The following is a 25,802-nucleotide window of genomic DNA, read 5'->3' as shown; positions in this document are numbered from 1 at the left end:
ATTCACGGCACAAGTTACTTGTTGATTTAATGGGTAAAGCGCTCGCAAAGCAATGGGTCGGGTGCATGGGGTGCTTTCTGCTACCATGGCGGCTCTGTTACTTCAGGTGTCTGATCATGGCATTTCGCCCTCTTACGGCCAGAGCACCCGCCGTTCTGCTTCGCGAAGCCAAACCGTTGAAAGCCATCTTCGGCCACGCTCAACGCCTGGGTCATTTACAACGTCTGCTGGAAAGCCAATTGCAGCCCGCCGCCCGCGAGCATTGCCATGTGGCGTCGTGGCGCGAAGGCAGTTTGTTGCTGATAGTGACCGACGGTCATTGGGCAACCCGCCTGCGTTATCAGCAAAAGCGTCTGCAACGGCAATTGCAGATGTTCGATGAGTTTGCCAGTTTGACGCGGATTCTGTTCAAGGTTCAGCCCCCGACCGTTCAACAAGGGGCGGCTGGCCATACCATCAGCTTGTCCACCGACGCAGGCGCGACCATTCAGGCCACGGCCGATGGGATCAGCGATCCGAATTTACGGGCGGCTCTGGAGCGCCTGGCGGCGCACGCCAAACCCAAGGCATGACATAGAACCCATGTGGGAGCGAGCTTGCTCGCGATAGCGGTGTATCAGTCAGCATATGCGTTGAATGTGAGACCGCAATCGCGAGCAAGCTCGCTCCCACATTTTGACCGTGCCCGCTTGCTAGCGGCGTTTGCTGCCACCGAGTAGCGAGCCCATCAACCCGCGCACCAATTGTCGGCCCAATTGATTGGCCGCCTGTCGCATCGCTGATTTCAGTGCCTGCCCCGCCGCCGTACCGAGGAACTCCCCAGCCTTGTCGGTGAAGCTTGGCTCTTCGACTGCCGGTTTTCCCGGAACAGCCTCAGGCTCTGGCGCCAACCCTTTGCGTCCCATCAGCACTTCATAGGCCGATTCACGATCGATCGGTTTGTCATACCGCCCCTTGAACGGCGAACCCGCAATCAGCACCGTGCGTTCCGTCTCGCTCAGCGGCCCGATCCGCGATTGCGGCGGCGCAACCAACACCCGCTGAACCCTCTCCGGCGTGCCCTTGTCCTGCAACGTGCCGACCAGCGCCTCGCCAATCCCAAGCTCGGTCAGCACCGACAAGGCATCGAACGCCGGGTTCGGCCGGAAGCCCTCGGCCACCGCTCGCAGGGATTTCTGCTCCTTGGCGGTGAACGCGCGCAAGCCATGCTGAATGCGCAGACCGAGCTGAGCCAGCACGTCATCCGGCAAGTCGCCCGGCGATTGGGTGACGAAATACACGCCAACGCCTTTCGAGCGAATCAGTCGCACCACCTGCTCAAGGCGATCCTGCAAAGCCTTTGGCGTACCGGCGAACAACAAATGTGCTTCATCGAAAAACAGCGCCAGCAGTGGTTTGTCCGAATCGCCGCGCTCTGGCAATTGCTCGAACAGTTCGGCCAGTAGCCACAACAGGAACGTCGCGTAGACCTTCGGCGCTTCGTGCACCAGACGGCTGGCATCGAGCAAGTGAATGCGCCCGCGGCCATCGGCGGTCGGCTGCAGAATGTCTTCGAGTTGCAGCGCCGGCTCGCCGAACAGCGCTTCTGCGCCCTGCTGTTCCAGAATCGCCAGACGCCGCAACAGCGCCTGACTGGAACCGGTGGTCATCAACGCGGCGTCGTCACCGAGCAATTCGGGGTTGTCACGCAGGTGATTGAGCAGTGCCTTCAGATCCTTGAGGTCCAGCAGCAACAGCCCTTCACGATCCGCCACCTTGAACGCGGCATACAGCGTCGACTGTTGGCTGTCGGTCAGCTCCAGCAGGCTGCCCAGCAACAACGGCCCCATTTCGCTCAAGGTTGTACGCAATGGATGACCGGACTGACCGTGAATGTCCCACAGGGTCACCGGATACGCTTGAGGCGTGTGGTTCAGCCAGGGCATCCCGGCGATCCGCTCGGCGATCTTGCCTTGAGGATTGCCGGCGGCGCCCAGACCGCACAGGTCACCCTTGATATCGGCGGCAAACACCGCCACGCCGGCATCGCTGAAGGCTTCGGCCATCCGTTGCAAGGTGACGGTTTTGCCCGTCCCGGTAGCGCCCGCGACCAAACCATGACGGTTCGCCAGACGCATGGCCTGGGCAATGGGTTGCCCGGCGAGATCGGCACCGATAACGAGTTGCAATGAGTCAGGCATTTGGTCACCCATGGTTAATCTTTAATCCTTTACGGCCGATAGAAATAAGCGAGAGACCCAACTGAAAGCAAGGTCCGACTTTCCCATGGAGAGCAGGAATTATCGACTCGCTCCATTGCGCACCCATTTTGCGCGAATTAACAGCAACACGCCCCGAACAATAAGACCTTAGCGGACACCCCGAACCATGAACAAAAATTTGCGCTTCAGCCATAAAATCCTGCTTGCCGCCGCCCTCATCGTCATTGCCGCCTTCGCCTCGTTCACGCTGTACATCGACTATTTGCAGCGCAACGCCATTCGCGAAGACCTGGATAACTACCTCAATGAGATGGGAGACGTCACCGCCAACAACATCCAGACCTGGCTGGCCGGTCGTATCCTGCTGATCGACAACCTCGCACAGAACATCGCCATCAACCCCGAACAGGCCACCGTTTCCAGCCTGCTTGAGCAGAAAGCCCTGACGTCGACCTTCATGGCGTCCTACCTGGGCGACGCCACTGGCCACTTCACCATCCGCCCGGATGCGAAGATGCCCGATGGCTTCGACCCACGGGTGCGCCCTTGGTACAAAGGCGCCGAAAGTAGTAGCAGCGCTACCCTGACCGAACCCTACATCGACGCGGCCACCGGTCAGACCATCATCTCGATCGCCACCGCCTCGAAAAAGGCCGGACAAAGCGTGGGTGTGGTGGGCGGCGACCTGAGCCTGCAAACCCTGATCGACACCCTCAGCGCCCGCGACTTCGCCGGCATGGGTTACGCCTTTCTGGTGAGCGCCGACGGCAAGATTCTGGTCCACCCGGACAAAGCCATGGTGATGAAGTCCCTGAGCGAGGCGTACCCGAAAAATACCCCGCGCATCAGCAGCGACTTCAGTGAAGTGGACGTCGAAGGCAAGACCCGCATCGTCACCTTCACTCCAATCAAAGGTCTGCCATCGGTCAACTGGTACATCGGTCTGTCGGTGGATAAAGACAAAGCCTTCTCGATGCTCAGCGAATTCCGCGCCTCGGCGGTCGTTGCGACGGTCATTGCCGTGGCCATCATCATCGCCCTGCTGGGCATGCTGATCCGCATCCTGATCCAACCGCTGCACGTCATGACCCGCGCCATGGCAGACATTGCCGACGGTGAAGGCGACCTGACCAAACGCCTGACGATCCAGAACAACGACGAATTCGGTGTCCTCGGCACCGCGTTCAATCGTTTCGTGGAACGCATTCACGGTTCGATCCGCGAAGTGTCGTCGGCCACCGGGCAAGTCAACGAAGTGGCTTTGCGTGTAGTGGCTGCTTCGAACTCGTCGATGTTCAACTCCGACCAACAGGCTTCGCGCACCAGCAGCGTGGCCGCGGCGATCAACCAGCTCGGCGCCGCCGCTCAGGAAATCGCCCGTAACGCAGCGCAAGCATCGAGTCAGGCCAGCGATGCCCGCAGCCTGGCCGAAGACGGCCAGCAAGTGGTGGACCGCAGCATTGTCGCGATGAATCAGCTGTCGAGCATGCTCAGCGCCTCGAGCACCAACATTGAATCGCTGAACAGCAAAACCGTGAACATCGGGCAGATTCTCGAAGTGATCACCAGCATCTCCCAGCAAACCAACCTGCTGGCGCTCAACGCAGCCATCGAAGCGGCGCGTGCCGGTGAAGCCGGTCGCGGTTTTGCGGTGGTTGCAGACGAGGTTCGTAACCTGGCGCACCGCACTCAGGAATCGGCGCAGCAGGTGCAGACCATGATTGAGGAGCTGCAAGTCGGCGCCCGCGAATCCGTCAGCACCATGAGCGACAGTCAGCGCCACAGTCAGGACAGCGTCGAAATCGCCAACCTGGCCGGCGAGCGGTTGAACAGCGTGACGTTGCGTATTGGCGAGATTGACGGGATGAACCAGTCGGTGGCCACGGCGACTGAGGAGCAGACTGCCGTGGTTGAATCGATCAACGTGGATATTACCGAGATCAATACACTGAATCAGGAAGGGGTGGAAAACCTGCAGTCGACGTTGCGTGCGTGTTCGGATCTTGAGCAGCAGGCGGCGCGGTTGAAGCAGTTGGTGGGCAGTTTCCGTATTTAGTGTCTGAATTGGCCCTTTCGCGGGCAAGCCTCGCTCCTTGGTTCACACCACCCCCTGTAGGAGCGAGGCTTGCCCGCGAAGGCGATTGCTCAAACATCACAAACCTCGCTGCCCCCCCCGCCACAAAACCCCAACCGAACATCTATCCTTCATAAAGGTCAACCAAGGGAGCCCAAGGGACCGGAGGGATGTTCATCGTGCATATCGCTGACATAACCATGTTCTACGCCCCTGCCAGCGGTGGCGTGCGCACTTATCTGGATGCAAAACACCGTCGCCTGAGCATCAAGCCGAACATTCGCCACAGTCTGCTGATCCCTGGGGCTTACTTAAGTGAACAGGATGGCGTTTACACGGTTCCGGCCCCCGCCCTGCCCTTCGGCAAGGGTTATCGCTTCCCCCTCCGTCTCGCACCCTGGCGCAATGTTCTGCAGGATTTACAGCCCGACCTGATCGAGGTCGGCGACCCCTACCTCACCGCATGGGCGGCCCTCGACGCCCGGCGGCAACTCGATGTCCCGGTGATAGGCTTTTATCATTCGGACCTGCCGCTGCTGGTCAGCAACCGCATGGGCAACTGGGTCACCACCAACGTCGAAGCCTATGTCAGCAAGCTCTATGGCAACTTCGATCGGGTCCTGGCGCCCAGCCAGGTCATGGCCGACAAACTGATCGCGCTGGGGGTGAAAAACGTTTTCGTTCAACCGCTGGGCGTCGACTTGCACACCTTCCATCCCAATGCCCGAGACCCGGGCCTGCGGGCCGAATTGGGCATCGATGAAAACACTCATTTGCTGATCTTCGCCGGGCGCGGCTCCAAGGAAAAAAACCTTCCGGTGCTGCTCGCCTGCATGAAATGCCTGGGCCGACGCTATCACCTGCTGCTGGTCGGTTCGTCGATGCCGGCCGTGGTGCCGGACAACGTCACCGTGATCGGTGAGTTCTGTACGGCGGCACACGTGGCGCGATTGATGGCCAGCGCCGATGCGCTGCTGCATGCCGGCGATCAGGAAACCTTCGGCCTGGTGGTTCTTGAAGCCATGGCCAGTGGCATTCCGGTGGTGGCCGTGGCGGCCGGGGCCTTTCAGGAAATCATCACCGAGCAATGCGGCCTGCTCTGCCCGCCGAATAATCCATTGGCAATGGCCGACGCCGTTCGCGAACTGTTCAGTTCGGGCAGCGTCGTTTTGGGCAAACAGGCCCGCAGCCATGTCGAGCGGCATTACTCTTGGGACACGGTGGTCAACAGCCTGCTGGGGCATTATCGCGCCGTACTTGGCAGCCACTTACCGCTGACCGCCAATGGTTGAGCCCATGAATCCGCCCAGCCTGATACTCGTCCTGCACGACGTCGCACCGCAAACCTGGGCCGATTACCAACCCTTTGTCGAAGCCGTCGACGCCCTGGGCGAGGTGCCGATGACCTGGCTGGTCGTGCCGAATTTGCACAAGCACAACGATCTGGAGGAGCATCCGGGGTTTCGACGTTTGCTCGCCGGTCGGATCGCCCTAGGTGACGAACTGGCATTGCACGGTTACTTTCATTGCGATGAAGAGCCCACTCCCACTACGCCACGAGGCTGGTTCATGCGCCGGATCTACACTCACGAAGGCGAGTTTTACAGCCTGTCTCAAGAAGCCGCCCTCGCCCGCCTGCGCGCCGGCATCGAAGTGTTCCACCGTTATCACTGGCCGCTGGAGGGTTTCGTCGCCCCGGCCTGGCTGATGAGCGAAGGGACGCGACAGGCCTTGCGCCAGTTACCCCTGAGTTACACCAGCGATCCTCAGCATCTGTATCGTCTGCCGGACTTCACCGCAGTTGAGGCTCCAGGCCTGGTCTGGAGTGCGCGCAGCGCCTGGCGCCGGGGGGTGTCGAAACTCGTCAGCCATCAACGCGAACAACGCTGGCGGCACGCACCGGTAATTCGTCTCGGCCTGCACCCGGTCGATATGCGCCATGAGTTCTCGCGCACTTACTGGCTGCAAACCCTCAAACGCTTGCTCGGCGAGGGTCGTGTGCCGATGACCAAGGCACGCTGGCTGGCGCTGCAAAGCGATTGTATGGGTCGCGCCGCATGAGTCGCGGGATTCTGCTGCTCGTCGCGCTGCTTGCTGCGGTGCTGATTCCGTCGCTGCTGGGCGGTAACGAAACCTGGTATCGACTGCAAAGCTTCCCGCTGAGATGGCTGCTGATCATGTTCGGCATGATCCTGCTGTGCTGGGTGCTGAACACAATGCGCTTGCGCCTGTTGCTAGGGGATCAGCGCGACAAAGTGGGCCCGTTCAAAAGTCTCGGGGTGGTGATGGCCGCCGAATTCGCCTATTGCGCCACCCCCGGCGGCAGCGGCGGCCCGCTGACCATCATGGCGCTGCTGGCGCGCAATGGCGTGCGTCCGGCCAGAGGCAGCGCCGTGTTTGCCATGGATCAGCTGAGCGATTTACTGTTTTTTCTCTGCGCACTGAGCGGCATCCTGATCTATGCGTTGTTCCAGCACCTCAGCCAACGCATGGAATGGCTGCTGACCGTCAGCGCCCTTTCGATGTTCGGCGGGTTGTTCAGTTGTGTGGTGGTTGCCCGCTACCATCGAATGCTGATTCGCCTGAGCGGCCGGTTGCTCGCTCGCCTCAATGTCAAAGCCACCACGCGCCTGCGCTGGGCGCGAAAACTCCTGCACTTCCTGGCGGCTTTTGCTGACACGCTGAAGTTGCCCTTTCAGACATTGATCATGGTGTTTGCCTTGACCTGCCTGCATTGGCTCCTGCGCTATAGCGTGCTGTATCTGGCGTTGCGTGGGCTCGGGGCGGATTTGCAGTGGGCCTGGAGCTTTCTGATCCAGATGCTTTCGCTGAGCGCGGGGCAGTTCAGCCTGTTGCCGGGCGGTGCCGGGGCAGCGGAGTTGACCTCGGCGGCGCTGCTGGCGCCGATGGTGGGAAAATCCACCGCGGCGGCGGCGATTCTGATCTGGCGGGCGGTGACCTATTACTTCTATCTGGTGGTGGGTGGCCCGGTGTTTTTGCTGATGCTCGGGCGGCCGCTGCTGAAGAAGTTGATGAAATTCAAGCAGGCGTAGGCTTGTCGTCGGGTTCTTGCTGCAACTGTTCCCACAACTCGGCAGCACCGGGAAACTCCGTGCCGTCTTCGGGGTTCATGTCATCCGGGTCGTAGCGACTCAGACAACCCTCACCCAACGTGGCGGGTGCCCTGGAAGTGGCTTTGTCCAGTGGATCGGCCATGGTCATGTCCTCAATGCAGAAACGGCGAAGGGCCTGAAGCGATTGAACGCCCAGGCCCTTCGAATTTCAACCGTGTTGTGTGGCTGTCAGAACACGACGGTTTTGTTGCCGTGCACCAGCACCCGATCTTCCAAGTGATAACGCAGACCACGGGCCAGCACCATCTTCTCGACGTCCCGACCGAAACGCACCATGTCGTCGATGCTGTCGCTGTGGCTGACGCGGACGACGTCCTGTTCGATGATCGGACCGGCATCCAGCTCTTCGGTCACGTAGTGGCAAGTAGCGCCGATCAACTTCACGCCACGCATCGATGCCTGGTGATACGGCTTGGCACCGACGAACGACGGCAGGAAGCTGTGATGAATGTTGATGACCTTGTGAGCGTATTCGCTACACAACTCGGGCGGCAGGATTTGCATGTAACGGGCAAGTACGATCACTTCGGCATCGTGCTGTTTGACCAGGCGCGATACTTCGGCGAATGCCGGTTCTTTATCCTGCGGATTGACCGGTACGTGGTAATACGGAATTCCGTGCCACTCGACCATGCTGCGCAAATCGTCATGGTTGGAAATTACACAGGAAATTTCGCAATCCAGCTCATCACTGTGCCAGCGGTGCAACAAGTCGGCGAGGCAGTGAGACTCGCGACTGGCCATCAGTACCACGCGCTTTTTCTGCTCGGTATCGGTGATGCGCCAGTTCATCGAGAACTCTTCGGCAATCGGTGCAAACGCTTCGCGAAAGGCATCGATACCGAAGGGCAGCGAATCGGCACGAATTTCGTGACGCATGAAGAACCAGCCACTGAGATTGTCCGAGTGATGGCTCGCTTCAGTGATCCAGCCGTTATGTGACGCCAGAAAGTTACTGACTTTAGCAACGATGCCGACGCGGTCCGGGCAAGCAATCACCAGCCGAAAAGTGCGCATGAGGGTCAAACTCCAGAACTTCGCAAAGGCGGCCATTCTAGCGATTACGCAGCAAAACTGCAGTATTGATGACGTCTTGCCTGGCACGAAGGTGGGCGACAGAGATTTGGCAGCCTCCGCTACCCGCGCGATGGTGTTCCTGTTGCCCATCTTCAAGTGCCCCATTGTGAATATCTGTGGTGACTGCATCACACTATTTAACTACACCCGCCATTTATGCCCTATTCACCGTAACTAATTTAAATAAAACTCCGGTTAATGTTTACTTGATGAAACACCCTGACTATTATTGCCGCACTGTCACCTGCCATCCAGCGCCCCTACATAAGGTAGTCCTCATGTCCTTGATCAACGAATATCGCGCCACCGAAGAAGCTATCAAAGAGCTGCAAGCCCGTTTGAAGAACCTGTCCCAAGACGACAAACTGCAAACCGAGCTGGAATTCGAAGGCAAACTGCGCACCCTGATGGGCGAATACTCCAAATCCCTGCGCGACATCATCGCGCTATTGGATCCAGAGTCCAAAACCAAAGCACCACGCGGCGGCGCAGTAAAAACTACTGGCACCAAGCGTGCTCGCAAAGTTAAACAATACAAAAACCCGCACAACGGCGAAGTCATCGAAACCAAAGGTGGCAACCACAAAACGCTGAAAGAGTGGAAAGCCAAGTGGGGCGGTGACGTGGTTGAAGGCTGGGCTACCCTGCTGGGCTAAGCCGCAGAGTTTGTCGCAGACTCATCCGCGACAAAAAAGAACGCCAGCTGAAGCTGGCGTTTTTTGATGCTGGCATTCAGCCCCGGACATATTCGTTTTCAAAGATTCAATCGTTTGCGCAATCCCTGGACATAATTCTGCCATTCATTCAGCACCTCCCGCTGAACCGATGTAGCACTAATGTTCCATTGGGCTGCGGCCTCTCCAAAAGTGTCCAGCGTATTTGGCGCCCCCCATTCAGGTGCTGACAAACGTTGCTGACAGAATATTCGCCAGCGTTCTTGCTCTTCGAAACTCAACGTATCGGGGAAGTTGCGGGCGCGATATCGAAACAATAATTCAGGCAAGCGTTCATCATCGAAAGGCCATTGTTGTTGCGCTAATTGAGCGGGGTCGGCAGACCTGACTTGCTCACATAGACGCCGATCCCGATCACCGATAAAACCATCGTATAACTGTTGCTCAGGGTCTTGGCTCGAGGTGAAGTCTTCGCTGGCATAAATCGTCTGAACTTTATCTCGCCAAACTTTTTGTGCGTCACTTAGCCGCAGCGCGCGCTCTTGGTAGAGCGACATATCCAGCCCCAAACGTTGCTGGTCTTCAGAACGAAGTACCGACAACGGCGCCACCACCGGGCATTTGTTGATGTGGATAAGTTTGAGCGGCACCGGCAACTCACCCTCGACCAAATCATCGCGACGGGTATACAGCCGTTGGCGCAAGGTGTCGGCATCGAGATCGAGCAAGCCCTGAGGATCCAGGTGCAGGTCACAGACAATCAAAGCGTTCTTGTTGCGCGGATGCCAGGCCAGGGGCAGCACCACACCGACATAATTGCGCGCCGCCGAAAAGCGCCCGGAGATGTGCACCATCGGCTGCAACAGACGAATCTGATCCATCACCTTTTGCTTACCGCGCAACTGAAACAACCAGTCATACAACTTCGGCTGCTTTTCCCGGATCAGACGCGCCAGGGCGATGGTGGCGCGAACGTCCGACAACGCTTCGTGAGCATTGCCATGATCAATGCCATTGGCGGCGGTCAGGCGTTCGAGTTTGAGCGTTATCCGCCCCTCATCGTCCGTCGGCCAAACGATGCCGTCAGGGCGCAAGGCATAGGCTGCACGCACCACATCGATCAGGTCCCAGCGGCTATTGCCGCCCTGCCACTCGCGCGCATAAGGGTCGAAAAAGTTTCGGTAAAGACTGTAACGGGTCATCTCGTCATCGAAACGCAATGTGTTGTAACCCGCCCCACACGTGCCGGGCGCAGCGAGTTGGGCATGCACCCGGGTCATGAAATCGGCTTCGCTCAAGCCCTGCTCGGCCAGTCGGCCGGGGGTAATACCCGTGATCACGCAGGCCGCCGGATGGGGCAGGATGTCTTCACTGGGCTGGCAGTAAAGGTTGACCGGCTCGTCTATTTCATTGAGATCGAAGTCAGTGCGAATCCCCGCCATTTGGAGTGGGCGGTCGCAACGGGGGTTGATGCCAGTGGTTTCATAGTCGTACCAGAAGATCGAGGTCACGGGCTATTCCTGAACTGAAGATCGGCGAAGTCTAGGCGTTCACATCCCGCCCCGGCCAGTAATCTCGTCATTCAATCACCTCTGGCCACTTACCGTGCAATACATAGTTATGTCGTTCCCCCCCGAGAGACTGCTAGCATCGGACGGACATCGAATCCCGAAGAGGCCACATCAAGGTTGCCCATGCTCGAGACCACAGCACTGCCAAGGAAAGCGACGCTGTCCCCACCACTGGATACGCGGTATCAAGTCGAAACGCCGGAAGGCATCGACTTGCCACTGCGCCCGGCCGGGTTGATGGTTCGTGCGCTGGCGTTCGCCATCGACCTTGTGTTGCGCGGGTTGATCCTGGGCCTGCTGTTTATTGTGTTGGCATTTCTCGGAAAACTCGGCGCAGGGCTTGGCTCGATTTTGCTGTTCGTGGTGAGCTGGTGGTACATGGTGCTGTTCGAAGTGCTCAACCAGGGTCGTTCGCCAGGCAAGCAGTGGATGGGCCTGCGCGTGGTGCAGGACGATGGCACCCCGATCGGCTGGTCTGCTTCGCTGTTGCGCAACCTGCTGCGATTTGTCGACCTGCTGCCATTTGGCTACTTCCTCGGCGCCATCAGCTGCCTGCAACACCCCACCTTCAAACGCCTCGGCGACTTGTCCGCCGGCACGCTGGTGATCTACCGTGAACAGCCGTTGACCCGACCGCAACTGCCCGACGTCCAGCCTCGGTGCCCGGCCTTTGCCCTGACGCTGCTCGAACAACGCGCCATTCTCGGGTTTGCCGAGCGCCAGGGCGAACTCTCCGAAGCGCGGACGAACGAACTCGCGTCGATCCTTGCCCAACCGTTGCAGGTCTCCGCGCCACGCGCCGTGGCGGAACTCAATGGCATCGCCCGCGGCTTGTTGGGGCCCGCATGAAGCAAAGTCTTTTCGAAAATCGCCACAAGGCCGAATGGGAGCAGTTTTCCCTGATGCTCGAACAGCTGGAGCGAGGCAAGGAAACCTCACGGATCGCCAGTTTCCCGAAAGACTATCGACGGCTCTGCCACCAGTTGGCACTGGCTCAGGAACGTGGCTACAGCAGTTTCCTGATCGACTCCTTGCAGCAACACGTGCTGCGAGGGCATCAACAGCTTTATCGGCATCGCAGTCGACTGGGCGCCAACCTACTGAGCTTTATCCTTGCCGACTTCCCGCGCCTGGTGCGCGAACAATGGCGCTTTGTGCTCGCCGCCGGCCTGATGTTTTTTGGCAGCCTGATCGGCTTCGCGCTGCTGGTATATCTGTTCCCGGACCTGGTCTACAACCTGATCCCGGCTGAGCAGGTCAGCGAGATGCAAGGTATGTACGACCCCGACGCCGGTCACCTGGGGCGTTCGGCGGAACGCGCCGCCAGTGAAGACTGGGTGATGTTCGGTTACTACATCATGCACAACATTGGCATCGCCTTTCAGACCTTCGCCAGCGGTTTGCTGTTTGGTCTGGGCAGCGCGTTTTTCCTGTTCTTCAACGGCTTGATGATCGGCGCGGTGGCCGGGCACCTGACGCACATCGGCTACGGGCAAACCTTCTGGTCGTTCGTGATCGGTCACGGCGCGTTCGAACTGAGCGCCATTGCGCTGGCCGGTGCCGCCGGCCTGCAACTGGGCTGGGCATTGATCGCACCGGGACGCCTGCCCCGCGCCGAAGCGTTGCGACTGGCGGCACGCAAAAGCGTGTTGCTGATCTGCGGCGTCATGCTGTTTCTGCTGATTGCCGCGTTTATCGAAGCCTACTGGTCGTCGATGACCGCACCAACGCCAATCACCAAATATCTGGTCGGCGCGGCGCTTTGGTTATTGGTGGCGACTTATCTGCTGTTTGCCGGACGAACCCGCCATGCGCCTGAGTGACGCCACGGTCGTGATCCGCCCGCGCACAACCTGGGAAGCCATGGACCTGGGCGTGCTGCTGAGCCAGCGCCATCGACGATTGCTGATGACCAGTTGGGCCATCATCACCTTGCCGATCTTCGCCCTGCTCACCTTGTTTCTGTGGGATTCGCCCTCCCTCGCCGTGTTCATCTTCTGGTGGCTGAAACCGGTGTTCGAACGACTGCCGTTGTACATCCTTTCCAAAGTAATGTTCGGTGAAACGCCCACATTGAAACAGGCGCTGCGCCAATGGCCGCGCCTGCTCAAGCCACAACTGCTGGCCAGCCTGACCTGGCGACGGCTGAGCCTGAGCCGCAGTTTTGTGATGCCGGTGGTGCAACTCGAAGGGCTGAGTGGGCAGGCACGACAACAGCGCTTGCAGGTGCTGTTGCAGCGCAACGCCGGTTCCGCGCGGTGGCTGACGATCATCGGTGTACATCTGGAAAGCGCGTTATGGATCGGCCTGATGGTGCTGTTCTATATGTTCTTGCCGCAACAGGTCGAACTCGACTGGAGCTGGCAGACCCTGATCACCGCCACCACTCAGGACTGGCGATGGCTGGAACACCTGACCAATGCCTTTTACGTGCTGGTGCTGATTGTCTGGGAACCGATCTATGTGGCCTGCGGCTTCAGCCTTTATCTGAATCGGCGCACGGTGCTGGAAGCCTGGGACATCGAACTGGTGTTCCGCCGATTGCGCCAACGCCTCAACACCACGGCGGTCACTCTGCTGCTGGCCGCGATACTGCTGGTGCCGACCGCACCCAACGTCTGGGCCGATGAGCCGGTGATCACGCCGGACAGCCCACGCCTGCTGGATCAACCGCTGACCAGTCAGGCCTCCAAAGACAGCATCAAGAAAATTCTCGATCAGCCCCCGTTCAAGAACAAGGAAACGGTGACCCGCTATCGGTTTGGCGAAGACAAACCCGACACTCAAGCACCGGATGACGGGAAAACACCTGAATGGCTGAAGGCCTTGGCCAGTCTGTTCGATAGCCAGCGTTTCGGCTTTCTCGCCAGCTTGATTGAAGTGCTGCTGTGGGGCGCCGTGATGGGTGCCATCGGCTTGCTGATCTGGCGTTACCGCGACGGGTTGCAGGCGTTCGTCAGCCGTAGGTCGGGGTTAAACCGTAAAGTCGCACGCCCATTGCCACAGCAAGCTTTCAGTCTGGACCTGAATCGCGAAACCCTGCCCGCTGACATCGCAGCCAGCGCCGAAAGTCTCTGGCAAACCAACCCGCGCGCTGCCCTCGGGTTGCTCTATCGCGCCCTGCTCAGCCATCTGTTGCACGATCACAACATGGCGCTGAAACCCGCCGACACGGAAGGCGAGGTGCTCCAACGCATCGAGCAACTGCAACTGCAACAACCGGCCTTGCTGGCCTTCAGCAAAAACCTGACCGGGCACTGGCAGAACATGGCCTACGGGCATCGCCTGCCGCCCGCGCATTTGCAACAGGAACTCTGTGACGGCTGGCGAATATTGTTCGGCCCGGGAGCGCCCCGTTGAGCCGGCGGTTACGACTTTCGGTCGGCGTGTTCATCAGCGTGCTGTTGAGCGTGCTGTTGAGCGTGCTGAGTGTTTATCTGTACCTGAAGGCCACGCCCTATCAGGCAGAAATTGATCATGGCCCGTCCCCCGAAGCCCAGACCAATCCCTATCTGGCCGCCGAGCATTTCCTGCGCAAACAGGGCCTGACCATCAGCCACGCCAACAGCCTCGACGTGCTGCCCACCCTCGATCCACATCAACACAGTCTGTTGTTGCTCGGGGACCGCTACAACATGACCCCGCGCCAGATTGATCAAGTGATGAACTGGACCCGGGCCGGCGGGCGTCTGTTGTTTGTTGCCCTGTCGTTGTGGGATGAAAAGACCGGCCAAAGCAATGACCTGTTGCTCGACCGGGTGCAGTTGCACCAGTCGCTGAGCAAAGACCTCAAGGAGCCGCCGCCCACTATTGGCGACGACCCTTACCCCAAACTGACCAAGCTGTATCTGGAAGAGGAAGACTCGCCGGCCTACGCCAGCTTCGATACCGCGTTCCATCTCGAAGACCCGAAAAACCTCGCGCAAGCCTGGGCCAACAGCGGCAAGGCCACGCACATGATGCAGCTGAACCACGGGCTCGGTTCGATCACCGTGGTCACCGACGCCGACCTGTGGAAAGCCCCGGCCATCGACCAATACGACAACGCCTGGCTGCTCTGGTACCTGACCGCCGACACGAACGTGACCTTGGTGTTCAACACCGATCACGACAGTCTGCTGACCTTGCTACTGCGTAATTTCCCTCAGGCGTTGGTCGCCCTCATCGCCCTGATCGGGCTTGCGCTCTGGCATGTCGGGGGGCGCAATGGTCCGCTGCTGGAACCTGCTCCGAAAGGTCGCCGGCAACTTCAGGAACACCTGCGCGCCAGCGCCGATTTCATGTTGCGCCGCAACGGGCAACAGCACCTGCTGCAAGCCTTGCAACAAGACATCCTGCGTCGTGTGCGGCGCCGTCATCCCGGTTTCGAACAATTGAACGTTGCCGAGCAATGGCTGGTGCTCGCACGCCTGACCGGCCAACCCACACGCGCTATCAGCCAGGCCATGAGCGCGCGAGCGAAACAGCGGCTGTCCAGCGCTGAATTCAGCCGTCAGGTCGCCCACCTGCAAACCTTGAGGAACACGCTATGAGTCAACAGATCGAGCCCGGCGTGCCATCCCACGCCGCTCAGCAACGCCAGCGCGCCAGTCAATTGGCCCAAGCGGTACGGACCGAATTACGAAAAGCCGTGATCGGCCAAAACACGGTGATCGACGACGTCCTCACCGCCCTGATCGCTGGCGGCCATGTGCTGCTCGAAGGCGTGCCGGGGTTGGGCAAAACCTTGTTGGTGCGCGCCCTCGCCCGCTGCTTTGGTGGCGAGTTCGCACGCATCCAGTTCACCCCGGACCTGATGCCCAGCGACGTCACCGGACACGCGGTGTACGACTTGCACACCGAGCAGTTCAAACTGCGTAAAGGTCCGTTATTCACCAACCTGCTGCTGGCCGACGAGATCAACCGCGCCCCGGCGAAAACCCAGGCGGCGCTGCTCGAAGCCATGCAGGAACGCCAGGTCACCCTCGAAGGCCGCGCCCTGCCCATCGTGCAACCGTTCATGGTGCTTGCCACGCAAAACCCGATCGAACAGGAAGGGACTTATCCACTGCCCGAAGCTGAGCTCGATCGCTTCATGCTCAAGGTGCGCATGGATTACCCCGACGCCGAACAAGAATTGAACATGGTGCGCCAGGTCAGCCGCTCGACCCGCGCCGACATGCTCGACGTGCAACCGCTGCGCACGGTGTTGCAAGCCAAAGACGTGCTGGCCCTGCAACGCATTGCCAGCGATTTGCCGCTGGACGATCAGGTGCTCGATTACGCCGTGCGTCTGGCCCGTACCACCCGCACCTGGCCCGGCCTGACCCTCGGCGCCGGACCACGCGCTTCAATCGCGCTGGTGCGTTGTGCCCGAGCCCGGGCGCTGCTGCGCGGTGGCGAGTTCGTGATTCCGGATGACATCAAAGGCTGCGCATTGGCCGTGCTGCGCCATCGTGTGCGCATTGCGCCGGAGCTGGACATCGAAGGGCTGGACGTCGATCAGGTGCTCAAGCAACTGCTCGATCAAGTTCCGGCGCCGCGGTTGTGAAACCTTCGCGCCTGCTATTGATCTGGCTGGCGGTCCTGTTGGCCATCGGCATTGTGCTGGGCACTTTGCGGGCATTGGACGTTGAAGTCCCCGCCAGTCTGTCGTCGATCAACTGGGGATTGCTGCTGGCGCTGTTGGTTTTGGCGACACTGGATGCCGCGCGCCTCAAACGCCTGCCATCGCCGCGCGTGCAACGGCAGATGCCCGGCAGCCTGGCGCTCGGTCGTTGGGGCGAAGTGCGACTGGAGGTCGAGCATGATTTGGCGCAACCGCTGACCGTACACATCTTCGACCATGTGCCCCACGGCCTGAGCTTCGAAAACCTCCCGCTGTCAGTCGAACTGCAACCCGGTCAACACAGCCGGATCGGCTATCGCCTGCGCCCGCTAAAGCGCGGCCACTTTACCTTCGAACACTGCGAAATCAGCCTACCGAGCCCAATGGGCTTGTGGTCGGACAAACGCCTGCTCAACGTCGCCGACACCACCCGCGTCTACCCCGACTTCGCCCGGCTCTACGGCGGCCAGCTGTTGGCGGTGGACAACTGGCTGAGCCAGCTCGGCGTACACCAGCGCCAACGACGGGGCCAGGGCCTGGAATTCCATCAGCTGCGCGAGTTTCGCGAGGGCGACAGCCTGCGCCAGATCGACTGGAAAGCCACGGCCCGCCACCGCACGCCCATCGCCCGTGAATACGAAGATGAACGTGACCAGCAGATCATCTTCATGCTTGATTGCGGCCGACGCATGCGCAGCCAGGACGATGAGCTGTCGCACTTCGACCATGCGCTCAATGCCTGTCTGCTGCTCAGCTACGTCGCCCTGCGCCAGGGCGATGCGGTGGGCCTGAGTACGTTTGCCAGTGATCAACCGCGCTACCTCGCGCCGGTCAAAGGCACCGGCCAGCTCAATCTGCTGCTCAACACCGTCTACGACCTCGACAGCACCCAACGCCCCGCCGACTACCAGGCAGCCGTCAACCAATTGCTGGTACGACAGAAACGTCGGGCGTTGGTGGTGTTGGTGACAAATTTGCGGGATGAGGATGATGAAGAGTTGCTGAGCGCGATCAAGCGGCTGGGCGCGAAGCATCGGGTGCTGGTTGCCAGCCTTCGGGAAAATGTACTCGATGAAGTACGCCATCGTCCGGTGCAAACCATTGACGACGCTTTGTCTTACTGCGCAGCGGTGGACTATCTGAATGCAGGCGCGCAACGCCATGAGCAGTTGAGTGCTCAGGGCGTGGCGCTGCTGCAAGCCCGGCCCGTGGAATTGGGCACCGCGCTAGTGATGCGGTATTTGAGCGGGAAGAGGGCCGCCGCCTTCTAACCCGTGATCGGGTCGGTGCCCGAAGACGCCACAGAACCATCACCCTCGGGGAGGGGTTTGGACAAAACCTCCGGAAGAGGCGTCCCCCCCAACGACATGCGATTGACGGGCGATTGCCTGAGTATGCGGGACGCTCTCAGTGCCAGGGCATAAGCACCGCCAGGGCCGCCAGTAAACGTCCAACTCAAGCCTTCCTCCGTCAACTTCCGGGCAGCACCCAGCGCCGGTTCCACTTTCGTTATCCCCAGCTCGATCATCGAAGAGTCACCCGTCAATCCCAGGCTGATTTCGCGGCCGAGCAGATGGCTGTTTAACCGGGTGACAGCCAGCTTGACGGTATGAGGCGCGGATGTCCGGGGAAACAGGGTACCCTCACCCCACACAGATACGGTTGGTTCAGCATTAAGTTGTATCCGGGCGTCATCCCAGACCTCGGCATCCAGTGCCGTGAAACGGAAGGTATGGGATGACGCTTCCCGGGCTCCATCGTTTACGATGTCCAACGTGGCGATGACTTCGATATCCCCCGCCTGTTCGGCCTTATAGGCGAAACGCGCCCAGCCCTCGCCATTGGTAACTACCCGCACCGTTGGCTGTTGTTCCGCTACCTTGAAAAGCACCGCCACCCCTTCTGCAGCGTTACGGTTCCCGGATGACAGAGCCTGGAGCTCTAAAAAGACGCTTTGACCGACCATAGGGTCAAAAAGGGGGAGGCGCCAATCGCCAATCACGGCTTGAACAGTGGGCGTACCGTTATCCTTGAGCATGGGTTATTCCTCTTGCGGCAGCATGGTTGAGGGTGCCTCAGCTCTGACGCTCAGCACCTTGACTGTAAAAGTATGAGCAGGGAAATTCTCGGGGCCATCGTAGAGGCTGGGAACCGTGGCAATCACTTCGATTTCGCCCGCTATCGTGGCAGTGAAAGGAAATCGCGCCCAACCGTCCTCGTCCGTGGGTGCCTGTGCTGCGGTGTTCTGGTGCGCGAATTCCACCTCGACACCTTGAGCAGCCAATTTCGTATACCAGGAATGGATTTTGATCCACAGATCGACCGTTTGACCCACTTCCAGATCAAAAGGGGCCTCACGGACCTGGACGACTTCAAGGCGGTTATGCCCCAGCGACAGGGTCACTGGAGGGTAAGTCAGCGATATTTGAGTAAATTCCAGCGAGAGCCCGGTGTCCTTCGTGCCACTGCTGGCAGGGCATTCCAGGTCCCATACCAAACCAACAGACGGCAGCTGCCGCTCAGTTCCTGCCGCAGGCTTCAACGTTATACCCAAGGCCTCGGCTTCCCACTTGGCAGCAAGCTGAAGCGTGTTCAAAGGGCTGCCAGACTTTGGAATAAAATTCAATGTATGCTCGGCGCTCAGGCAAGGGTAAGCCGTGCTTCCAACCGGCAGAACCTTATCGTCAAACTTGAGCGTACCCTCGCCCTCAAGCGTTCTTGAAAGTAACAACCCCTGCAAATCAAGCCGCGGTAGCTCGTCGTGATGCACATGCAACAGGAAGCGGGTGCTGGCATCGGCAGTCGAACGGACCGACCAGGACAAACCATCAAGGGTCAATTTACGTTTTTGCTCAAGGGGAGGATCGGATTCAAAGCGCAGCTCTTCCCCGCCTTCGCTTGTCACCTCCAAATGAATGTCTTCATCCAATAACGCTTCGCCAACCAGATCAACCCGCAGCGCTGCATCTAAACCATCGCGATAACAGACGAGTCCGACGGGTGCGGAGCCTTTTCCGTCCAACGTCACGGTTGCCAACTGCTGCCACGGATCCTCACCCAATACAGCGACCGTGAAGTTGTACTCCAAAGTTTTATTCTCGTAGGGGCTGCTCACCCTTGCTGCGACCTGGAAAGTCCCCTCTTCGATAGGTTCGAACGGGTATTCACACCAGCCGTCTTCACCAGTCAACAACAAAACCGCGCCCCCCCCATCGAGTTGCCACTCAACCTCGACCCCAGAAACATTTCCCACACCGGGAATCATCGAACGGACTTGAACCTCCAGGCTAACCGGGACCCCACCCGCCACAGGAAATCTCGTGGACTGCCTCGTGCTCTCGATGACCAGCCAGTTGTGCGCCAGTTGCAGACTCTGGAAGGGTGACGCCTCCAACAGTTTTGAACACCTGACACAGAGCTCGATACTGCTGTCCCTGCGGTCTTCGCAGGCCATGTTCCACTCCAGGCCTGATCCATCGATCGGATTCATGGTGTCCAGTTCTGGAGTGATCTCCACACCCAGCCCACCGGGCGTATCGCCCCCCTCTTTCCAATGTAAAGCCAGATCGGTATCGGCCAATGGGTGGATGGCCGGGAACGCCAGTGTGACCTGATGGGTGCCGCCGCGACATGGGTAGCCAGTACCGCTTCCCCAAACCGGTTCATCCACAGATTCATCCAGCTCGAATGTCGCGCTCAGCCAAGGATCCTCCTTCAGTACCCGCACCTTGAACGCGTACCGGGCGTCTTCCTTTTTATAATGGCTGTCGACCGAGGCCACGATTTCCCAGTCGCCTTTTGTGTCCGGTGTCCAGGTAAAATCGGCCTCACCGTTCTCACCCGAGAAGGCCCTGAGCAATTCGATATCTTCTCCGTCCGGGACTTTCAGCGTCCAGGTCACTTCGCGATTGGCCAGAGGCGTTTTCGTGAAATGGGACTCCACCCGCACACGCAGGTCCACGCTTTGATTGAGGTCGATCACCGGGTAGTGGGCGGCCTCCCGCAGCGCAATGACATCCAGCTGAAAATGCCCACAGACCGCATCCAACGGATAGGTGTCGGCGGTGTACTGACTGCGCACGGCCAATGTGCGCTCAACCTCCGTATCCTCAAGAATCCCGGCGCAGTCGAGAGTCCACGGGTCTCTGATCAACTGCTCGCGCCCCCACAGTGGATTGGCGCTGAGAATATTCTCGGGATCACTCTCGCCATCGTTTACCAGCAACCCTGCCTGCGTATCCATCCAGGCACTGTCGGCTGCTGGTTGCAGCACAACGGAATGATTGGCGCCAAAGCACAAGTGCAGCCTCTCAGTGGGGATCTGTGGCTTGCCATCAATCGTCACGTCGGTCAGCCGCAAAGGCTCCAGCAACAACTCCACCCGCACAAAGGCGAGCCGCACGGCACCCGGCCGGCCCTCGCCACCATTGCTAGGGCTGATGAGCGTGAATTTGACAGTTTCCTCGTTAGAGTCGAGTTCTAGCACGTGAGGGGGAAACTCGATCAGCTCGAGGTCCAGCAGAACACCGGGAGCCGACGCCTGCTCGACGTCAGCCTCAAGCGAGGGCGCAAGTAGCAGGTCTCTTTCCCCGCCCAGACCTGGATTGATCCGTAGCGTACCAACGGCGCCGTTGACCAACTGAACCGCGCGATAGTGGAAGATCAACTTGTAATCCGCCTTGCCGGGTGCAGGGCGCGGAGACGCTGCCAATGTAATCTCCTGGTATCCCGCCCCCTGATTGACAGCGTTCATAAAACCGACCAGTTCTCCTTCCAATAGCCCGTCCTGCCGGGTGACCTTCCTTTCGTCATTGACGCTCCAGCCATCCAGACTCTCCTGAAAGTCGCCGTTGAGAATAAAGTTATGATTGGCGTAAATATTCTCATCGTTCATGGCTGCGTCTTCCTTAAGCGAGCGACACGTTTTGGCTGGTCGGGCGGGGCATCGATGACCCCTTCAACCGCCCCGGCAAAGCCTGAGCCGCCATCCCGGGCTTGATACCTCAATGTCAGAATGATGTCGGTCAATGAGCGCAGAAGACTCTTTTGAGCGGGCTGCCCAACCCTGGGGAACGTCAAGACATAGTCTGCATGGGCGCCCGTGCCTTCAAAAGGTGCGTAGCGGCCGTCATCCATCGCATCGACCATGCCGTTGTCGTCCAACCCCAGGGACAGACCTATCTGCTGGTAAGGACGCAGGTTGTGCACCAGCGAACCTGGTGGCGGGGTGATATTCGGTTCACCGTGAAGGTATTTGACGGCATCGATTTGCGGCTCAAGCAGCGTCGAGCTGCTGATCTGCACCAGCGAGGCACGAATGTTCTGGTACGGCCCCAACAAGCCGGGAAAGGTCAGTGACAACCCCTTGACCTGGCGGCTGTAGTGCCCCGGATAGTCTTCATTGAACAGTCGTTCGTTCAGCTTGAACGCCAGCTTTCCTTGACCTATGCCAGCATTCCATTCGGTCTCGCCCATCAGCGTCTTGAGGGAAATCGTTTTAACCAACTGCAGCCGGTGCTCGTCGCGCTTGATGCGCGCGGCCGCCATCCTCATCAGATCCAGCTTCAACGAAGAACCGGTCGTGAACCCGTGGTAGGTGTCCATCCAGACATCAGGGCGGATAAACCGGGTTTTGTAGTCGGCCATTTCATACTGCCAACAGGTTTCGGCACATAGACACAGGCCGGCGACCACGTCGTAAACCTGGTAGATCAAGGTCTTCACTTGCCCCACGACCCAGTTGCTCAACTCGCGGCCGGTGCTGCGATTCTTGTAGAACGCGTACACTGCCTTGGCCTGGGTGTTGGCTATTTCAGCCTGCTGCAGACTGGCCCGGGCGGCGCTGATCGCGTGATCCTGGGCCAATAGCTGCTCGCGCAACACCCGTGCCTCGGCGTTGGATTGATCGCGCGCAAGCTCCCATTCTTGCTTGCGCCGCTGTTGCTGCCCGATGATGCTGGCTTCGTCGGCTTCACGCATCATGAAATCCGCCGCCAACTGAGCCACTTCGGCGAAGGCATATGGGATCGCCGCAGGACGCATGCCGCCGTTGGCCATCCCGTAGATGTTGGGAATCACATCCAGCGCTGCCCCCGTTGCTCGCAATGCCCCAGCCCCCATGGCGACATATCGGGCAATCCTGCTGTTTTCCAGAGCGTTGGACTCAGCCTTGGAGACCCCTTCTTCAATCAATTGCTCATAATGCTGCGCACGGGCCTTGACCATGCTTTCGCTTTGCCGCAACGACGCGGCCGTCGCTTCAAGCTGGGCAATCGTCGCCTCGTGGATCGACCGGGCATAGTCGGCCAGCTCGATCATGTGGCTTTGTTGCAGCTCCTCCAGCTCTCCCCGATCACGCTGATCCAGCCATGACCTGAGCTGATCCTCTTGCTGGATCAGAAACTCCGTGCCTTGCAGTGCCAGGTTGTACACGGTCTGCCATTTATAGGGCACCACCTGTACCTGTCCTCCCGGATTTCGCGCGGCTCCCAGATTGCCGTCCGCCTGCGCACGCAATAGCTGCAGCGGATCCATCGTTGGCGCGAACAAGGGAATCGACAACGGCTGACCGTCGATCGAGCGATTGTTACGCAAGTTGGTGAGCCGTGAAGTGAGCAACGTCCACAACGCTTTGGGCCGCTCATTCATCCCGGGTCGGAACACGCCTGAACCCAGCAGATCGAAACGCGGTGTGGCGAGCATGCCGGTAGGCACATCGGCCAGGCTCAGTTCAAAACCGGCTTCAAACGCCTTGAGCGGCTCGCGCCCGTTAATCGTCACCAGCAACTCTTCCAGCTTCACGGGTTGCCACGTGCTGGCTGTTTGAGTGACCGGCTCTTGGCCGATCATCGTCAGGGCCCTGCTGTAATTCAGCGCGGCGTGAACCATGCTGTCGTAATCCAGGTGGCGATACAGGCCGTCGCCCCACTCGATCAGGTTTTCCAGGTAGCGCAGAAAAATGGCGATCTTGAAGTGAATGGGCGCGCAATAACCGATCGCGTCCGGATCCGACGGCGCCGCACTTTCATATGAACATTCGATGTTCTCGTTTTGCAGCGGGCGGCAACGCCAGTAGGCTGGCGCCTTAATCACCACCGGATCATCGGGATTCGGATTCTCCGGCGGCTCAACCTCACGTGCCAATGGGTTGAAAACGTACTCGTACCAACCTTGCGCTTCGTGGTGACGCCCCTCCGCCGACAGGCGTGAACCCACCAGATCCGGCGTATGGAAAAACAGCTCCCAGAAATACAAACCGTTGCAGCCGTCGAATGGCCCGCCACTCTCGATCTTTTCATCCGGCATACGAGGTTCCTCGACATGCTGGGTATCCCAGGCCAGCAAGGCATCAACCGACACCGCGGCCCGGCTGGTCAGCACGGGGCCGAACAGGGAGTTCACCCGTGCGTATTTGAGGGTCTGTTGGGGATTGTTGAAACTCAGAAATTGCGCGCCCTCGGCGCTGCTCTTGTCGATGGACGGGGTTGTGTACAGGCGCGGTCTCTCTTGCAGCACCACAGAGAATTTGTTGCGCCCGTAGCCCTTTTTGTCCTCATCCGCTTCACCGAACGAAAAGTCGATCGGTGAACCGATGGGAAAATTGTTGATACCCACCGATGGAACGCTTCGACGATAAGTCCGCCAAGGGGTCGCATATTGGCCGTCCAGCACGCCGGTCGAGATCCAGTCTGACGGATCCTCAACAGTCCGGGCTTCAAATACGAGTTTGAAAACCACGGGGGCATAGAAGACTCTGGGAACCACCTGATTTTGCTCATTCAGCACGGCGTCCCCCAGACCGGTGACGGAAAAACCGGCGCCGGCCCGAATCTCGTCTTGAGTTCTTGCAAGCAGATACGTCAATGAATCGGGCGTGAGCGTGGCTACGGCTTCTGCCACCCATATCCCGTCACCGACCGATGTTTCCGCGAAGTCATCGGCGGCAAAGGTATGGATGGTTTCCTTGGCAGCGCCCTTGGGCAGTTGCACCGCATGAACTTGCTTCGGCTTCTCCCGCGTGGTCAGGGTGATACCGAGTTGTTTCTCGCCGGCATCCACAATCCTGATGTCGAATGTCGGGCTGCTCACCGCCCTCCAACTGATCGACAAACGCTCAAGCACCCGACTCTCTACTTTCACGGCATCGCAACGTCCCCGAACCCGAAGCACTTCATAAAAGTTATTGTCCGCCCCTTGCTCGCGGGTAAAGATGGCATCCAGAAACAACTGAGCATTGATCGAGCCCGGCGTTTGCACGGTACTGTCGACGGTGACTGTCGAATAATCCTGGGGTACCACTTTTTGTTGCAGGCTGGCTGCATTCCTGAAGCGCCCGAAGGTCATCGTCAGCAGGGTCGCGGTGTCATCTGCGACTTTGCGAAACAATGCATCGCGGGTTTCATGAATTTCTATTTCATGGAACGAAGCCGGCCCGTCCAGGCCGTGACGGTTGGTGTAACAAACAGCCAATCGATCATCGCGCGGATCACCGTCGCCCAGTGACACAACGGTCAGGCGGCCGTTGGAAACATCGTATTCGCAGTCACGCTGATGCAGTGACAACGGGGCCGACCACTGACCGTTCAGGGAACTGAACGAGACTTTGATTTCCAGCGACCAGGGCGACTGCACCACGCCGTTGCTATCGATCTGGCGCTCGCGCCATTCACACCAGACCAGGACGGGCAACCCCAGCCATTTCACGCAGCGGATATCCACCACGGTGCCCGTGGTCGCGATTTCACACTTTCGCCATTCGCCCCAGGCTGTGGGGTTGATCTTATGGCTTTGGTTATCCAGTTCGACCTTGACGTTGCGCAAGTAGTAAGCAAACGGCGGCGTCCGTTCCTGGCCAATGAGGTAATAGCGCGCGTCCTGAACGTTCGCTCCGTCGATATAGCCGCTGCGCACATCCAGATCACAGATACGCTGGAAGGCCTGGGTGTATTCCATCAAGCCCTGCTGCACCGACCCGGTACTCAGGCGCATCTGGTTAATACTGTTTTCCAGAGCCCGAAACAAACTGGTTTTCTTCAAGCGAAGTGACGGAACAATGTAGTTCTCCGCCTGATCCTTGAGCAGCACATTGGCCGACCACGTGCTGTAGTGACTCAGGATCTGGTACCAGTACTGCAAGTCATCTTGTTCGAAATAGCTGTTTTCGTAGCCCTTTTCCATGCCGCTGTAAACCGACTGGATGTGTTGCTGCAAGCACCGCACGGTCGAGGATATCCGGGTGGCCTGCAACTGGGCGCTGTCCTGGGTATCGAGCATCAGATACTCGCTCAAGTCATCACGGGTACGCAGCGTGACTGCACCTGACCACAGTTTCTGCCCCAGCACCGCTTCCACCATTGCTGCGGTGTAACGTTGCGCCAGCTCATTGATTTGGTGCGTTTCCATTGTTTTTCTCCCTGTCGCTGCGTGATGACCCGAGCGGCCGACGCGCAGCGTGGCCAAGCCAGGTCTCTGGACAACCGATCAA

At 59.1% G+C, this 25,802-nt stretch carries 19 protein-coding genes and 1 pseudogene; 13 read left to right on the top strand and 7 right to left on the bottom strand.

Annotated elements, in window-relative coordinates:
• The first annotated feature begins 116 nt into the window (after positions 1-116).
• Positions 117-572 (top strand): DUF721 domain-containing protein, encoded by a 456-nt coding sequence (locus ACYZT7_RS07780; RefSeq protein ID WP_111451433.1) that lies wholly within the window; start codon positions 117-119, stop codon positions 570-572.
• A 120-nt stretch (positions 573-692) separates the two neighbouring features.
• Here ACYZT7_RS07780 and ACYZT7_RS07775 read toward each other — a convergent pair whose 3' ends face one another.
• Complete coding sequence (locus ACYZT7_RS07775) at positions 693-2,180, bottom strand: helicase HerA-like domain-containing protein (protein WP_462040581.1); 1,488 nt, start codon at positions 2,178-2,180, stop codon at positions 693-695.
• A 187-nt stretch (positions 2,181-2,367) separates the two neighbouring features.
• Between ACYZT7_RS07775 and ACYZT7_RS07770 the strand changes: the two are divergent.
• The 5 genes and pseudogenes from ACYZT7_RS07770 to ACYZT7_RS07750 all read left to right on the top strand — a co-directional run.
• Positions 2,368-3,399, top strand: a pseudogene (locus ACYZT7_RS07770) (HAMP domain-containing protein); the annotation flags it as partial.
• A 93-nt stretch (positions 3,400-3,492) separates the two neighbouring features.
• Positions 3,493-4,257 carry a methyl-accepting chemotaxis protein gene (locus ACYZT7_RS07765; RefSeq protein WP_428608872.1) on the top strand — a complete coding sequence of 255 codons (765 nt, stop codon included), beginning with the start codon at positions 3,493-3,495 and terminating at the stop codon, positions 4,255-4,257.
• A gap of 188 nt (positions 4,258-4,445) precedes the next feature.
• Positions 4,446-5,567 carry a glycosyltransferase family 4 protein gene (locus ACYZT7_RS07760; RefSeq protein ID WP_462040580.1) on the top strand — a complete coding sequence of 374 codons (1,122 nt, stop codon included), beginning with the start codon at positions 4,446-4,448 and terminating at the stop codon, positions 5,565-5,567.
• Positions 5,560-6,336 carry a DUF2334 domain-containing protein gene (locus ACYZT7_RS07755; RefSeq protein WP_462040579.1) on the top strand — a complete coding sequence of 259 codons (777 nt, stop codon included), beginning with the start codon at positions 5,560-5,562 and terminating at the stop codon, positions 6,334-6,336. The genes ACYZT7_RS07760 and ACYZT7_RS07755 overlap by 8 nt, the downstream gene beginning before the upstream one ends.
• Complete coding sequence (locus tag ACYZT7_RS07750; RefSeq protein ID WP_462031799.1) at positions 6,333-7,328, top strand: lysylphosphatidylglycerol synthase transmembrane domain-containing protein; 996 nt, start codon at positions 6,333-6,335, stop codon at positions 7,326-7,328. The genes ACYZT7_RS07755 and ACYZT7_RS07750 overlap by 4 nt, the downstream gene beginning before the upstream one ends.
• On the opposite strand, the gene ACYZT7_RS07745 is transcribed toward ACYZT7_RS07750, so the two are convergent.
• Entirely contained in the window at positions 7,315-7,491 is a 177-nt protein-coding gene (locus tag ACYZT7_RS07745; RefSeq protein WP_461969145.1) for a hypothetical protein, read from the bottom strand. The genes ACYZT7_RS07750 and ACYZT7_RS07745 overlap by 14 nt on opposite strands.
• An 86-nt stretch (positions 7,492-7,577) precedes the next feature.
• The gene (gene purU / locus ACYZT7_RS07740) at positions 7,578-8,426 is read right to left on the bottom strand and encodes a formyltetrahydrofolate deformylase (protein ID WP_461969143.1); all 849 of its coding nucleotides are present in this window, start codon (positions 8,424-8,426) and stop codon (positions 7,578-7,580) included.
• Positions 8,427-8,764: 338 nt separating this feature from the next.
• Between purU and mvaT the strand changes: the two genes are divergently transcribed.
• Positions 8,765-9,142 (top strand): histone-like nucleoid-structuring protein MvaT, encoded by a 378-nt coding sequence (mvaT, locus tag ACYZT7_RS07735; protein WP_007933316.1) that lies wholly within the window; start codon positions 8,765-8,767, stop codon positions 9,140-9,142.
• Positions 9,143-9,240: 98 nt separating this feature from the next.
• Here mvaT and sbcB read toward each other — a convergent pair whose 3' ends face one another.
• Complete coding sequence (gene sbcB / locus ACYZT7_RS07730) at positions 9,241-10,671, bottom strand: exodeoxyribonuclease I (protein WP_462040578.1); 1,431 nt, start codon at positions 10,669-10,671, stop codon at positions 9,241-9,243.
• A gap of 183 nt (positions 10,672-10,854) precedes the next feature.
• Between sbcB and ACYZT7_RS07725 the strand changes: the two genes are divergently transcribed.
• The 6 genes from ACYZT7_RS07725 to ACYZT7_RS07700 are packed head-to-tail and all read left to right on the top strand — an operon-like array spanning position 10,855 to position 17,589.
• The gene (locus tag ACYZT7_RS07725) at positions 10,855-11,580 is read left to right on the top strand and encodes an RDD family protein (protein ID WP_462040577.1); all 726 of its coding nucleotides are present in this window, start codon (positions 10,855-10,857) and stop codon (positions 11,578-11,580) included.
• Positions 11,577-12,554 carry a stage II sporulation protein M gene (locus ACYZT7_RS07720; protein WP_462040576.1) on the top strand — a complete coding sequence of 326 codons (978 nt, stop codon included), beginning with the start codon at positions 11,577-11,579 and terminating at the stop codon, positions 12,552-12,554. Before ACYZT7_RS07725 ends, ACYZT7_RS07720 begins: the two co-directional genes overlap by 4 nt.
• The gene (locus ACYZT7_RS07715) at positions 12,541-14,091 is read left to right on the top strand and encodes a DUF4129 domain-containing protein (RefSeq protein WP_462040575.1); all 1,551 of its coding nucleotides are present in this window, start codon (positions 12,541-12,543) and stop codon (positions 14,089-14,091) included. Before ACYZT7_RS07720 ends, ACYZT7_RS07715 begins: the two co-directional genes overlap by 14 nt.
• Positions 14,088-15,263, top strand: a complete 1,176-nt coding sequence (locus ACYZT7_RS07710; protein ID WP_462040574.1) for a DUF4350 domain-containing protein — start codon at positions 14,088-14,090, stop codon at positions 15,261-15,263. Before ACYZT7_RS07715 ends, ACYZT7_RS07710 begins: the two co-directional genes overlap by 4 nt.
• Entirely contained in the window at positions 15,260-16,261 is a 1,002-nt protein-coding gene (locus ACYZT7_RS07705; protein WP_461969132.1) for an AAA family ATPase, read from the top strand. The genes ACYZT7_RS07710 and ACYZT7_RS07705 overlap by 4 nt, the downstream gene beginning before the upstream one ends.
• Complete coding sequence (locus tag ACYZT7_RS07700) at positions 16,258-17,589, top strand: DUF58 domain-containing protein (protein ID WP_462040573.1); 1,332 nt, start codon at positions 16,258-16,260, stop codon at positions 17,587-17,589. The genes ACYZT7_RS07705 and ACYZT7_RS07700 overlap by 4 nt, the downstream gene beginning before the upstream one ends.
• Here ACYZT7_RS07700 and ACYZT7_RS07695 read toward each other — a convergent pair.
• From ACYZT7_RS07695 to ACYZT7_RS07685, 3 genes are read right to left on the bottom strand one after another with little or no spacing between them, the layout of a single operon-like run.
• Positions 17,586-18,356 (bottom strand): hypothetical protein, encoded by a 771-nt coding sequence (locus ACYZT7_RS07695; protein ID WP_462040572.1) that lies wholly within the window; start codon positions 18,354-18,356, stop codon positions 17,586-17,588. The two genes, ACYZT7_RS07700 and ACYZT7_RS07695, sit on opposite strands and share 4 nt — an antisense overlap.
• A gap of 3 nt (positions 18,357-18,359) precedes the next feature.
• Positions 18,360-21,212, bottom strand: a complete 2,853-nt coding sequence (locus tag ACYZT7_RS07690; protein WP_462040571.1) for a hypothetical protein — start codon at positions 21,210-21,212, stop codon at positions 18,360-18,362.
• Entirely contained in the window at positions 21,209-25,720 is a 4,512-nt protein-coding gene (locus ACYZT7_RS07685) for a Tc toxin subunit A-related protein (protein WP_462040570.1), read from the bottom strand. Before ACYZT7_RS07685 ends, ACYZT7_RS07690 begins: the two co-directional genes overlap by 4 nt.
• Positions 25,721-25,802: the final 82 nt, after the last annotated feature.

This window comes from Pseudomonas sp. RT4P38 (assembly GCF_054897765.1).
This window is presented reverse-complemented; position numbering and strand designations above follow the sequence as displayed.

Excerpts from the sequence above, each read along its gene's own strand:
- ACYZT7_RS07780 (WP_111451433.1), top strand. The coding sequence starts at position 117 with ATGGCATTTCGCCCTCTTACGGCCAGAGCACCCGCCGTTCTGCTTCGC.
- ACYZT7_RS07775 (WP_462040581.1), bottom strand. The coding sequence starts at position 2,180 with ATGCCTGACTCATTGCAACTCGTTATCGGTGCCGATCTCGCCGGGCAA.
- ACYZT7_RS07765 (WP_428608872.1), top strand. The coding sequence starts at position 3,493 with ATGTTCAACTCCGACCAACAGGCTTCGCGCACCAGCAGCGTGGCCGCG.
- ACYZT7_RS07760 (WP_462040580.1), top strand. The coding sequence starts at position 4,446 with ATGTTCATCGTGCATATCGCTGACATAACCATGTTCTACGCCCCTGCC.
- ACYZT7_RS07755 (WP_462040579.1), top strand. The coding sequence starts at position 5,560 with ATGGTTGAGCCCATGAATCCGCCCAGCCTGATACTCGTCCTGCACGAC.
- ACYZT7_RS07750 (WP_462031799.1), top strand. The coding sequence starts at position 6,333 with ATGAGTCGCGGGATTCTGCTGCTCGTCGCGCTGCTTGCTGCGGTGCTG.
- ACYZT7_RS07745 (WP_461969145.1), bottom strand. The coding sequence starts at position 7,491 with ATGGCCGATCCACTGGACAAAGCCACTTCCAGGGCACCCGCCACGTTG.
- purU (WP_461969143.1), bottom strand. The coding sequence starts at position 8,426 with ATGCGCACTTTTCGGCTGGTGATTGCTTGCCCGGACCGCGTCGGCATC.
- mvaT (WP_007933316.1), top strand. The coding sequence starts at position 8,765 with ATGTCCTTGATCAACGAATATCGCGCCACCGAAGAAGCTATCAAAGAG.
- ACYZT7_RS07725 (WP_462040577.1), top strand. The coding sequence starts at position 10,855 with ATGCTCGAGACCACAGCACTGCCAAGGAAAGCGACGCTGTCCCCACCA.
- ACYZT7_RS07720 (WP_462040576.1), top strand. The coding sequence starts at position 11,577 with ATGAAGCAAAGTCTTTTCGAAAATCGCCACAAGGCCGAATGGGAGCAG.
- ACYZT7_RS07715 (WP_462040575.1), top strand. The coding sequence starts at position 12,541 with ATGCGCCTGAGTGACGCCACGGTCGTGATCCGCCCGCGCACAACCTGG.
- ACYZT7_RS07705 (WP_461969132.1), top strand. The coding sequence starts at position 15,260 with ATGAGTCAACAGATCGAGCCCGGCGTGCCATCCCACGCCGCTCAGCAA.
- ACYZT7_RS07695 (WP_462040572.1), bottom strand. The coding sequence starts at position 18,356 with ATGCTCAAGGATAACGGTACGCCCACTGTTCAAGCCGTGATTGGCGAT.
- ACYZT7_RS07690 (WP_462040571.1), bottom strand. The coding sequence starts at position 21,212 with ATGAACGATGAGAATATTTACGCCAATCATAACTTTATTCTCAACGGC.
- ACYZT7_RS07685 (WP_462040570.1), bottom strand. The coding sequence starts at position 25,720 with ATGGAAACGCACCAAATCAATGAGCTGGCGCAACGTTACACCGCAGCA.